Here is a 12,608-nt window from a genome sequence, read left to right as displayed (position 1 = left end):
TTAATCGTCTCCTCTTACTTTTTCTTCAAATGCCTGCATAAATGCAACCAATGCTTGTACACCTTCAAACGGAAAAGCATTGTATAAGCTAGCCCGCATTCCTCCTACTGATCGATGCCCTTTTAAATTCAGAAACCCTGCTGCTTCAGCTTCCTCGATAAATTGCTTGTCTAGCTCGCTTTTTCCAGTAATGAAAGGAATATTGGTCAGCGAACGAGCACTTTTTTCAACAGGCGAGGCATATAGAGATGAGGCATCAATGGTCGAATACAGTAATTCAGCCTTTTTACGGTTCATTTTTTCCATTTCGGCTACTCCACCCAAATCCTTCAACCACTCAAAAACTAATTTGGCAACATAAATGCTAAATGTCGGCGGCGTATTGTAAAGAGAATGGTTGTCCGCTTGAATTTTGTAATCCAACATAGCAGATGGCGTTTCATTTAATCCAATCAAATCTTCTCGGATAATGACGATCGTTAATCCCGCAGGTCCAATGTTTTTTTGTGCTCCCGCATAAATCAACCCAAAATCTGATACAGTATACTGACTGGACAAAATATTCGATGACATGTCTGCAACCAGCGGTACTTTTCCAGCAGCCGGCGGCACAAAGAAAGTCGTGCCTTCGATAGTGTTATTGGTCGTGATATGTAAATAATCCATATCTTGTGAAACCATCGGTATAGTAGGAACGGTTGTAAAGTTTGTTTCCGCAGCACTGGCAATCTCTTCAATTTCCAGCCCTTTGATTTTTTTTGCTTCAGAAATAGCCTTTTTTGACCAACTTCCTGTATTGACATAAGCTGCTTTTTGTTTGCCTAGATTCATCGGAACCATGCTGAATTGTAAACTGGCTCCTCCTTGCAAGAAAAGAACTTTGTAATTGGAAGGTATCTCCATCAATTCACGCAACAAAGCTTCCGCATCGTCAATAATAGACTGGAACAAGGATGAGCGATGGCTCAATTCCATGACTGACATACCGCTTCCTTGATAAGAAAGCAGTTCTTCTTGAACTTTTTTTAATACTGACTCTGGTAAAACTGCCGGGCCAGCCGAAAAATTATACACACGTTTCACACTTGTATCCCCCTGGTCTACTCTTTTATCATTTATTTGTTATTAAAAACTAGTTGAATTCTAATTTGTATAGTGCTTCCTATTATAACAATAAATCGACATTATGAAAGAGATAAATTCACTTTATTTCTAAGTTTTCTTGTCTCGTGGATAAAAAACAAAAAAGCTTCTTCTCCTGATGATGGGAAAAAAGCTTTTTCGACAGTCTTCTCTTTCTTTACGTATCCTCGCAGTTTTATGCTAGCCGAAACCCCAACGATCCTGTCTAATCACTCAGTTTTCGACAGTCATAACAAATTTTCTTTTTTCAATAAATCCATCATATTTACTTTATTATCCGCAACAACTTTGCGGATTTCCAATTCAATTCCTTGTTCGTTTAAAAATTTTAAATCTTCTACATCTTTGTCGTTTACTGCGACGGCATTCGTGATCATTTTTTTGCCATCTGAAAAACTCATTCCTCCAATGTTGACTGAACGCAATGAGATTCCTCCCTCTACTACTCTTTTGACATCTTGCGGATTTGTAAACAGCAGCAATGCTTTAAAGCTGCTAAATTTAGGATCATCAGCAATAGAAATCATTTTATCAATGGCGATGACATTAACAGCTACCCCTGGAGGTGCTGCTTGTTTTAGTAGTGTTTTTCTCAATGTATCTTTAGCTACTTCATCACTTACCACCAAGATACGGTTTATTTTTGTGACTTTTGCCCACACAGTGGCCACTTGACCATGAATCAAACGGTCGTCAATTCGCACTAAGCGAATATCCATTGTCATAATAAATCATCCTTTTCCTTTTCTTCTAATGCACCGTATTTTCAAGCAGCGAATTCCAACCCAATAAATCAGATGCTTCTTCTCTCGGAGTGTCGCTGCTTATTCTTGTGCTTGTGTATCAAAGATATTTAAGATGTAAAAAATTTCAGATTCAGGAATCGTTAAATTCAATTTCGTTTTTATCGATTGATTTGCTTTAATAACTGCTTCGTAATAGACTGAATCTTTTTCTGCTGTATCCTCCTCAGCAGAGAGTACATCATTCAAAAGAACTCGTTCAAGAACTCCCGCCACATGCATGATCAAGCCGATTCTCAAACTATTGCTAAATGTTTCGTTGACCTGAGTTTCGATGATCGTACAATATTCCCAAAGAACATCGATCAATTTATGCGGGTTTAAAAAAGTGAAATAGGTTCCTAAATACTCTTCGCACAATTCTTTTGTATCAATAGAGCGGACAAAATTAGATTCATCGCTTTGGCTTTCCAGCATCACTTGCTTGATTCGTTCCGTGCCAGTTGACTGAAACAATTCTTCTAAAGTCAAATGCGGAACCGCCAGAGTTGGCTTACTGACACCTGCTGTTGCTAAAATATGGTAATCTTCTGCAATCTCTGCAACCTGTTTTTCCATATTGACTAATGAAATAGAAAACACTTCAACGTCTTCATCGATAAAACTAGAAAGCAAATCTTGTACCCGTTCTTTGATTTTAATGGCCGTGCCTTCTCCCGTAGAACAGATTGTCACGATGGCTTTCCTTCGCTGCATTTCTCCATTGATTTCATCAGCGGGAGAGACTGGTTGGTAATTCAAAAAATTGCTGTATCCTCTGAAACTTTTCAATGAATCATAAATTTCTTCTAATTGGTTATCCATCAAGGATGTTTTCCTAGCAGCTTCCAATACTACAGGCGTTGTGACCATATCAATGGTTTTAACAGGAATTTCTGTCTCTCTCATCAGCTTCGGACCAAACGTCGTTAGCGAGCCCATATCGACTAAAAGCAAGACACCTTTGCCTTCATTTACTTTTTGGACAGCATCGCTAATTAAACTATAGGCTCTATTTGGATTCATTTCCAACGGCATATCGACTGCGACAACGTTTTTCACATCCAACAATTTCGTCACTACTTGAACCATACTGGTTGCTGTGCTTTTCCCGTGTGCTGCTACGATAATGCCGACATGTCCGATCAAGTTTTGCTCTTTCAAGGAAACCAATAACATCGTCAAATACCAGCATTCGACTTCAGGCACCGCAATTTGGTATTTGGCTTGAATATGTTCCTTGATCATAAGCGCCACTTCGTATTCTGCTTGATAATTAAGAATCAAATTCTCAAGCTCTTTATTAGTCTTCGTCAGCACCACGCCTTCTCTTGAGCGTTTGATAAAGGAGCTTAAATGCAAACTCATAGCATATAAAAAGTTTTGTTTGAATCGATATTCTAAATGTTCCTCCGCCATCTTCCAAATTTCTTTGGTCAACGTAATCACTTCTTGGTCCACAATATCTTTTAGATTTTGTTCATTATCAAAATCTAACTTATTGGTTTTGTAAAAGGATTTTAAGTGCAAATTAATATCTGTGGTGATAAAATTTTCAATGCTTTCTGCATCGACACCTTCTGACTTCAATAACGCCGCTTTATCACCGATGATTTCATATAGGTTAAAAGGCAGTTCATAGGTATCCTCTTCTAAGATATATACCGAATCATCTGGGTATAACGTCAAACGCGGTTCTAAATACTGAGAGACTTCATTCAATTCATTGCGTTGTTTTGCCAGATTGATCAAGCCATCTTGTAACTCAGGTGTGAGCTCTTCCATTGTGATACAAACTTCATCTTGATTGTCCATGCTGTTTAAAAAACCTTTGGCACAAGCCAATTGAATATTGGATTTCAACTGACCGATGTTTCCATAAGTTACACTGCCGAGCAGCGCTTTAACAACATTCTCATCGACTACGATGCGTTTGTTGATTCGCTTAGCTTCAATCGACAAAAGCATTCTCAGCAGCTGTACACGTTCTTTTGCCGGACGATCGTTAAATGCCGGCAACTGGATCGAAACCGGTATGCGACGAACAAACGTTTTTAAAAGTGCTGAATCAGGATCTTCTGTCGTAGCACAAATGATTCGGACATTTGCTGACACCCGTTCTTCAGTTTCTCCCATTCGTTGAAATGTCCCTGTGTCCATAAAATAAAACAACATCTCTTGACCTTCAGGAGGCAGACGGTGGATCTCATCTAGAAACAACATATTATCATGGGCTTTGATCAGCAAGCCGTCTTTAGCTTCTGTGGCACCCGTATAGGCCCCTTTTGCATGACCGAATAAATGCGACATCAGTAATTGCGGATTTTGAGAATAATCGGCACAATTAAAAATAATCATCGTTTTTTCTTGGTCGATTACGTCTTTTGCTTGAGAGTATTGGTACATAGCATTAGCAAAAAATGTTTTCCCCGATCCGGTCGGTCCAATAATCAAGCTATTTAACCCTTTAGGGGGATAAAAAATAGCGGCTTTAGCTTGTTCCATTTGGCTTCTTAAACTGCCATTTGATCCAATCATATAGTCAAATAAATCTCGCTTTAATTTTTTTTCTGATGTTTCTCTTGTTGGCGATTCTTTTTTATTTAGTAATGTGTTTTCTTTATAAGAGTTAACCTTTTTGGAAAGCGGCTTCCATTTCAAGCAACTTGCATCCAAATAACGGACAGGTCGTCCTTCAAGTTTGACGATTTTTTCTTCTCTCACTAAGATATTCAATTCTTTACTGACATTGTTACGGATAATATCTAAGTCTTCAGAAATCTCTATCGTGGTCAGTCCTCCGCCAAAATTGATTTCTTCTTGAGACAGATTTTCTGTATTCTTTTTAACGTATTGATAAATAAGGTCTTTACGTTTCATCTAATCCCACCTTCAACTAGTTATCGCTTTCATTTTACCATACTTATTCATTGATACACTCTTTTTTATTTAATAAGTGTATCAATAAAAAATACACTGCTACTCGGAATGGGTCCGAGTAGCAGTGCAGTTTGATTCTATTTTTTACATTAGGTGCTTATTTGTTTTTTAAGTTGTAGAAAGCTTTTTTGCCTTCGTATACAGCTAAGTCGCCTAATTGGTCTTCAATACGTAACAATTGGTTGTATTTAGCAATACGGTCCGTACGTGATAGAGAACCAGTTTTGATTTGTCCAGCATTTGTTGCAACAGAGATATCAGAAATTGTTGAATCTTCTGTTTCACCAGAACGGTGAGAAATAACAGCTGTATAACCAGCTTTTTTAGCCATTTCAATAGCGTCAAAAGTTTCAGTCAATGTACCAATTTGGTTAACTTTGATTAGGATTGAGTTAGCTACTCCCATATCAATTGCTTTAGCTAATTTTTCAGTGTTTGTAACGAACAAGTCATCACCAACGATTTGTACTTTATCGCCTAAAACATCAGTTAATTTTTTAGTACCTTCCCAGTCATTTTCGTCTAAAGCATCTTCAATAGACACGATTGGGTATTTTGCAACTAAGTCTTCATAAATTTTAATCATTTCTTCAGCTGTTTTTTCGCCTTCGCCTGAATCAGCTAGGTCATAAACACCTTTTTCTTTATTGTAGAATTCAGAAGAAGCAGCATCCATAGCAAGAAGAACATCTTCACCAGGTTTGTAGCCAGCTTTTTTGATTGCTTCAATGATAACTTCGAAGCCTTCTTCGTTTGATCCTAGGTTAGGAGCGAATCCACCTTCATCACCAACAGAAGTTGTTAAGCCTTTAGATTTCAAGATACCAGCTAATGCATGGAATATTTCTGTTCCCATACGTAGGCCTTCTTTAAATGTTGGAGCTCCAACAGGCATAATCATGAATTCTTGGAAATCGATACTGTTGTCAGCATGTGATCCGCCATTGATGATGTTCATCATTGGAGTTGGCAATACTTTAGCATTGAATCCGCCTAAGTATTGGTATAAAGGAAGATCTAAATAATCAGCAGCTGCACGTGCAACAGCGATAGAAACACCTAAAATTGCGTTTGCTCCCAATTTAGCTTTGTTTGGAGTACCGTCTAATTCGATCATCGTTCTGTCGATCGCCATTTGATCACGTACGTCAAAACCAAGGATAGCTTCTGCAATTACCTTGTTTACGTTGTCAACAGCTTTTAAAACACCTTTTCCAAGGTAACGATCTTTGTCTCCGTCACGTAATTCGATAGCTTCGTGTTCACCAGTTGAAGCTCCTGATGGAACCATTCCGCGACCAAATGCTCCGCTTTCTGTATAAACTTCTACTTCGATTGTTGGGTTTCCGCGTGAGTCTAAAACTTCACGTGCTAAAATATCTGTAATAAATGGCATTTTTATTTCTCTCCTTTGAGTTTCAATAATTTTTACCTAGAGCGTAATTGCCCATAGGCTTATTCTAGTCAAGTTTTTTCTGAGATGCAATGTTTTTCTACCCGTTCACATTTATTCCCCATCTTCTTATAAAATGTTCAATCAACTCTATTAAAAACAACCCATCAATAAACTGCAGCTTATTCGATTAGTTTTTTAATACAGTCTACCGTGAATGATACGTTTCATAAAAACTTATTTGCGCAAATAAGTTAGCCGAAAATGGATGAATTAACGTTAAAACAGGTAAATTCCATTACTTTTATTTCAAGACCTTTAGGATGTTCAGCGTTCTTCGCATCCTTTAGTTGAGCTGCGCGGCTCAGACACTTGGCAATTTAGATGATTTCCAGCAATGCACAGTATGCTCTTGCTCGTAAATCCCTAAAATTGCTGTGTGTCTACCAGAGCCGCTCCACATCCTTTACTTTTGGATGAGGCTTTCGCCGGTCATTTCTGCTGGTTTTTCAACATTTAATAAATCTAACATTGTTGGTGCAATATCTGCTAAACGTCCGCCTTCACGTAAGGTAACGTCTTTTTTCGTTACAATTACAGGAACAGGAACAGTTGTATGAGCAGTATGAGGATTTCCTTCAGGTGTGATCATTGTATCCGCGTTTCCATGGTCAGCGAAAATGATTGCATAGCCGCCTTTGGCAATAATCGCATCCACTACACGTCCTAAGTTTTCATCAACTGCTTCAATAGCTTTTATTGTAGGTTCCAACATGCCAGAATGCCCAACCATATCCGGGTTTGCAAAGTTCAAGATAATGGCATCAGATTTATCTGCTTCAATATCTGCAACTAATGCATCCGTTACTTCATAAGCGCTCATTTCTGGTTGCAAATCGTATGTTTCCACTTTTGGTGATGGAATTAGAATACGATTTTCTCCAGGAAACTCTTCGTTCCGGCCACCATTCATAAAGAAAGTGACATGCGGATACTTTTCAGTTTCTGCAATCCGAAGTTGAGTTAACCCTTTATTTGAAAGAACTTCACCAATCACATTTTTCATTTCGATCGGTTCAAAAGCCACAGCTGCTTTAATGCTTGGGTTATAAAGCGTCATCGTCACAAATTTCACATTTTTAGCGCGTGTTCCGCGGTCAAAGTGTTCCCATTCGTCGTCTGTAAATGCATTCGATAATTGAATAGCACGGTCAGGACGGAAGTTAAAGAAGATGATAGAGTCATTGTCTTCAACTGTTCCGACTGCTTTGCCATCTTTTTCGATTACCGTTGGCAAGACAAACTCGTCAAATTTTTCTGATGCATAGCTAGCTTTAACAGCTTCCAATGCATCTGTTGCTTTTACGCCTTCGCCATGGACAATTGCGTTATAAGCTTTTTCAACTCGTTCCCAACGTTTATCACGGTCCATTGCATAGAATCGACCAGAAACCGTAGCGATTTCGCCAATTCCGATTTCTTTTATAGCCTTTTCTAACTGCTCAATGTACCCTGCTCCTGAATTAGGGGCTACGTCTCGTCCATCAAGAAAAGCATGGATATAGACATTTGCGACTCCTTTTTCTTTGGCTGTTTTTAACAATGAAATCAAATGGTTTAAATGGCTGTGTACGCCCCCATCCGATAAAAGACCAAACAAATGTAGGTTTGCATGATTTTCAATCGCTTGATTCATTGCATCGCTCAAAGCTGGATTCGATTGAAATTCGCCTTCTTCAATGGCTTTATCAATACGAGTCAAACTTTGGTAGACGATACGGCCTGCTCCAATGTTTGTGTGTCCAACTTCAGAGTTCCCCATTTGACCTGCTGGAAGACCAACATCCAAACCAGAAGCTTTTAATTGACTATGTGGATAAGTTGCCATGTAGCGGTCAAAATTAGGCTTTTTAGCTTGTGCTACAGCATTGCCCATTACTTCATTGCGCCATCCAAATCCGTCAAGAATAACGATGGCTACTGGTGTTTTGCTCATTATTTAATAGCCTCCAATAATGCTAAGAATGATTCTGTTTCTAAGCTTGCGCCTCCTACTAAAGCTCCATCAATATCCGATTGAGCCATGTATTCCGCGATGTTTTCAGGTTTGACACTACCGCCATATTGGATACGAACTGCGTCAGCAGCTTCTTGAGAAACTTCTTCAGCGATCGTTTGACGAACAACAGCACAAGTATCATTGGCGTCTTTAGACGTAGATGATTTTCCTGTTCCAATTGCCCAAATAGGTTCATAAGCAAGAACTGATTGAGCTACTTGTTCTTCAGTCAATCCTTTGATTGCAGCTTTGATTTGTCCGCTTACCCATTCATTTGTTTGTCCAGCTTCACGCTGTTCTAACGTTTCGCCACAACAAATGATTGGAGTCATTCCGTTGTTAAAGATAGCATGAGCTTTTTTGTTGATGTCTTCGTCTGTTTCATGGAAATATTCACGGCGTTCAGAGTGTCCAATAATAACGTAATCTACTCCGATATCGTTTAAAGCTGCTGGACTAGTTTCCCCAGTGAATGCTCCGGAATTTTCAAAGTAGCTGTTTTGAGCAGCGATTTTTAAATCTGTTCCTTTTGCTGCGTTCACTAACTCTTGTAAGAATAAAGTTGGTGCTCCCACAACTGAATCCACCACATCTGGTGAAGGGATATTTGCTTTGACTGCTTCAACAAAAGCCAATGCTTCTGAAGCAGTTTTGTTCATTTTCCAGTTACCTGCAATAATTGGTTTACGCATAAAGAATAACTTCCTTTCATTGACTCAAAATAAACTTATTTTTCAGAAATTGATGCTACTCCTGGTAGTTCTTTGCCTTCTAGGTATTCTAGAGAAGCTCCGCCACCAGTTGAAATATGAGTGAATTGATCTGCAAATCCTAATTCCATAGCTGCTGCTGCAGAATCTCCGCCGCCGATGATGGTTGTTGCATCGGTTAAGCTAGCGATTGCTTCACAAACACCGATTGTGCCTTTAGCGTAGTTCGACATTTCGAATACACCCATTGGTCCGTTCCATACAACTGTTTTAGCACCTTTTAATTCGTTGGTGAATAATTCAATTGTTTTCGGTCCGATGTCAAGCCCCATTTGGTCGCTTGGAACGGCACCTTCATGGATTTCATTTGGTACGTCATTGCTAAACTCTTGAGCTGTTACTGAATCGACTGGCAAAATTAATTTATCGCCGCCTTTTTCAATTAAGCTCTTAGCTAATTCGATTTTATCTTCTTCAACTAATGATTTACCAATTTCAATTCCTTTAGCTGCATAGAATGTGTAGGTCATTCCGCCGCCGATTAGAACTTTATCAGCTTTATCTAACAAGTTTTCAATAACACCGATTTTGTCGCTTACTTTTGCGCCACCTAAGATAGCTACAAAAGGACGTTTTGGTTCGTCAACTGCACCGCCGATGAATTTAATTTCTTTTTCCATCAAGAAGCCAGCAGCTGATTCAAGATTTGAAGCGATGCCTACGTTTGAAGCATGAGCACGGTGAGCCGTACCAAAAGCATCGTTTACAAATACATCGCCTAAGCTAGCCCAGTACTTGCCAAGTTCAGCATCATTTTTGCTTTCTTTCTTCCCGTCGACATCTTCAAAACGAGTGTTTTCAAAGACTAATACATCTCCAGCATTTAAGTTAGCGATGGCATCTTCTAATTCTTTTCCTCGCGTTTCAGGTACGAAAGTAACGTCTTTGCCAAGCAATTCACTTAGACGTTCTGCAACCGGACGCAAACTTTTGCCCTCTTTGTCTTCTTCTGTTTTCACTTTACCCAAGTGAGAGAAAAGAATCACTTTTCCGCCTTGTTCAATAATGTATTGAATGGTCGGTAACGCAGCTTGGATACGGTTGTCGTTCGTGATTTTTCCGTCTTTCATCGGAACGTTAAAGTCGGCACGAACTAAAACTTTTTTATCTTTCAACTCTAAATCAGTTACTACTTTTTTTACCATTGAGAGATCCTCCTCAATTTCAATTTTCTAATCAAAAAAGAAAAGCGGGGAAGCGCGCTGCTCCCCCGCTTAACACAAGATTCTAAATTAGCTGTTCTGTTCTTTAGCTATTAGTGGCTTAATTTAGCAAAATATTCTAAAGTACGAACTAATTGTGCAGTGTATGACATTTCGTTGTCATACCAAGCAACAGTTTTAACTAATTGTTTGTCGCCAATTGTAAGAACTTTAGTTTGAGTTGCATCATATAATGATCCAAAAGTCATACCTAAAATATCAGAAGAAACGATTGGGTCTTCAGTGTAACCGTAAGATTCGTCAGCAGCTGCTTTCATTGCTGCATCTACTTCTTCAACAGTAACTGTTTTGTCTAAAACAGTTACTAATTCAGTTAATGAACCAGCTGGTACAGGCACACGTTGTGCTGCTCCATCTAATTTACCTTTTAATTCAGGGATAACTTCACCGATTGCTTTAGCAGCACCAGTTGTGTTAGGAATGATGTTTTCTGCTGCAGCACGTGCACGACGGAAGTCGCCTTTTGGATGTGGAGCATCTAATGTGTTTTGGTCACCAGTGTAAGCGTGAATAGTTGTCATCAATCCTTGAACGATACCATATTTGTCGTTTAACACTTTAGCCATAGGAGCTAAACAGTTAGTTGTACATGAAGCTCCAGAGATAACTGTTTCAGAACCATCAAGAGTTTCGTGGTTTACGTTGTAAACGATTGTTTTCATGTCGCCAGTTGCAGGTGCAGAGATAACAACTTTCTTAGCTCCAGCTTTCAAGTGCAATTCAGCTTTTTCTTGAGTTGTGAAGAAACCAGTACATTCTAGAACGATTTCTACGCCAAGCTCTCCCCATGGAAGTTCTTCTGGGTTACGGTTGCTTAAGATTTTTACGTCTTTGCCGTTAACTGTGAATGCATCGTCTTTAACTTCTACTTCTCCGTTGAAACGTCCTTGAGTTGTATCGTATTTCAACAAGTGAGCTAACATGTTAGCATCTGTTAAGTCGTTGATTGCTACTACTTCAATACCTTCTACTTCTTGGATACGGCGGAAAGCAAGACGTCCAATACGTCCAAAACCATTAATACCTACTTTAACTGTCATAAATAAATTTCCTCCTTTAGGAATCGTGAAAATTTTTATTTTAAAGGGTTATCCCTTTTAAAATCTGATTGGCGGCACCTTCATCTGTGATCAACCACGTCTGAGCAGGTGCTTTTTTCATATAAGCTTCAATTGCGTTGGCCTTAGATCGTCCACCGGCAATCGCGATCACACTTGAAACGTGCGAAAGATCTTTTGACTGCATGCCAATACGAGGAATTTTATAAACTACTTCTCCCGCTTGGTTGTAGAACTCTCCAAAAGCTTCTCCAACTGCTGCTTTTTCTTTAATCAGAGCTAGAGCTTCTTGGCTCATCCCTCTGCGTTCTGCCATGTGCATGGCATCTCCGATACCATAAAGCACACAATTAGCACGTTCGACCAGATCCAATGTTTTTTTGATCTCTGGTTCTTGCAATAGCGGTTTGTATGTTTCTTCGCTCACCTGTTCCGGTACATAAAGAACACGATTTGCGCCTCCCGCTTTTTTAGCCATTTGGGCGCTGACAGCATTCGCTTGAATGTTGACCGATTCGCCCAGACCGCCTCTGGCTGGCACAAATATTAGTTCGCGATGATAAGAAAGACTCTCATTCATATGGTTAGCAACTTCAGCCATAGTTGTACCGCCCATGACTGCTATGATGTTGTCCCCTTCAGGTAGCAAGAATTTCAATGAATCCATTGTTGCTCGTCCTAGTTCTTCTTGAACCTTGGCTTGCTCATCTACGTCTCCTGAGACGATGATGCAATGTTCTATTTGAAAATAAATAGCTAATTGATTTTCTTTTTCTCGCATCCCTAATAGTTGCCCCATCATTTGGTCCAGTTCCCGGTATACTAATTCACCGTTCGCGGTTAGCTGCATACCCAGCTTGGATGTTTGAATCAAGTTTTGCTTTTTTAAAGCATCTACTTCCGTTCTCAATACACGCTCAGTAATATTCAGTTTACCGGCCAACACTCTGCGGCCCACTGGACCTGCTAAATAAATGTTGCGTAAAATTTGATATCGTTCTCTCAGCGTGTCCATGATATCCGGTGCTACTTTTTCGATAATAGACAATACATCTTGCATGAGCAACCTCTTCCTAGCTGGACGTTTAACGACCACGTAAGTCGTTTAGCGACCCTTACTACCTAAAAAAACAAGAGATCTAAGCAAAACAAGACATTCAGTTAACTGTATGTTTTATTCTTGTTATCCTTAACAGCATGTAAAAACATCCTGCATTCATCTCTTACATCCTCTATTTTA

Annotated in this window: 9 protein-coding genes; all 9 read right to left on the bottom strand. The window is 39.3% G+C overall.

The genetic code is table 11. The features are described 5' to 3' along the window. Positions 1 to 1,083, bottom strand: coding sequence for a 3-phosphoserine/phosphohydroxythreonine transaminase (serC, locus tag JHE06_RS02205; RefSeq protein ID WP_201089261.1), 1,083 nt, complete (start codon positions 1,081 to 1,083; stop codon positions 1 to 3). Between the two features lie 287 nt (positions 1,084 to 1,370). After that, a complete protein-coding gene (locus tag JHE06_RS02200; RefSeq protein ID WP_201089259.1) occupies positions 1,371 to 1,868 on the bottom strand; it encodes a mannose/fructose/sorbose PTS transporter subunit IIB in 498 nt (165 codons plus the stop codon). A gap of 99 nt (positions 1,869 to 1,967) precedes the next feature. Next, the gene (locus tag JHE06_RS02195) at positions 1,968 to 4,805 is read right to left on the bottom strand and encodes a sigma 54-interacting transcriptional regulator (protein WP_201089257.1); all 2,838 of its coding nucleotides are present in this window, start codon (positions 4,803 to 4,805) and stop codon (positions 1,968 to 1,970) included. 157 nt (positions 4,806 to 4,962) lie between these two features. Next, positions 4,963 to 6,261, bottom strand: a complete 1,299-nt coding sequence (eno, locus tag JHE06_RS02190; protein ID WP_058919938.1) for a phosphopyruvate hydratase — start codon at positions 6,259 to 6,261, stop codon at positions 4,963 to 4,965. Between the two features lie 463 nt (positions 6,262 to 6,724). Then, positions 6,725 to 8,254, bottom strand: coding sequence for a 2,3-bisphosphoglycerate-independent phosphoglycerate mutase (gpmI, locus tag JHE06_RS02185; protein WP_201089255.1), 1,530 nt, complete (start codon positions 8,252 to 8,254; stop codon positions 6,725 to 6,727). Next, a complete protein-coding gene (gene tpiA, locus JHE06_RS02180; RefSeq protein WP_058919936.1) occupies positions 8,254 to 9,009 on the bottom strand; it encodes a triose-phosphate isomerase in 756 nt (251 codons plus the stop codon). The genes gpmI and tpiA overlap by 1 nt, the downstream gene beginning before the upstream one ends. Positions 9,010 to 9,044: 35 nt before the next feature. After that, positions 9,045 to 10,232, bottom strand: coding sequence for a phosphoglycerate kinase (locus JHE06_RS02175; protein WP_058919935.1), 1,188 nt, complete (start codon positions 10,230 to 10,232; stop codon positions 9,045 to 9,047). 110 nt (positions 10,233 to 10,342) lie between these two features. Further along, positions 10,343 to 11,350, bottom strand: a complete 1,008-nt coding sequence (gene gap, locus JHE06_RS02170) for a type I glyceraldehyde-3-phosphate dehydrogenase (RefSeq protein ID WP_058919934.1) — start codon at positions 11,348 to 11,350, stop codon at positions 10,343 to 10,345. Positions 11,351 to 11,390: 40 nt separating this feature from the next. Further along, on the bottom strand, positions 11,391 to 12,428 hold the full coding sequence (locus tag JHE06_RS02165; protein WP_058919933.1) for a sugar-binding transcriptional regulator: 1,038 nt from the start codon (positions 12,426 to 12,428) through the stop codon (positions 11,391 to 11,393). Between the last annotated feature and the right edge of the window lie 180 nt (positions 12,429 to 12,608).

Origin of the sequence: Carnobacterium sp. CS13 (genome assembly GCF_016653495.1) — a bacterium.
Classification (GTDB): Bacteria; Bacillota; Bacilli; order Lactobacillales; family Carnobacteriaceae; genus Carnobacterium_A; species Carnobacterium_A antarcticum.
The sequence above is the reverse complement of the archived record's forward strand: the minus strand, read 5'-3'. Positions and strand labels throughout refer to the sequence as shown.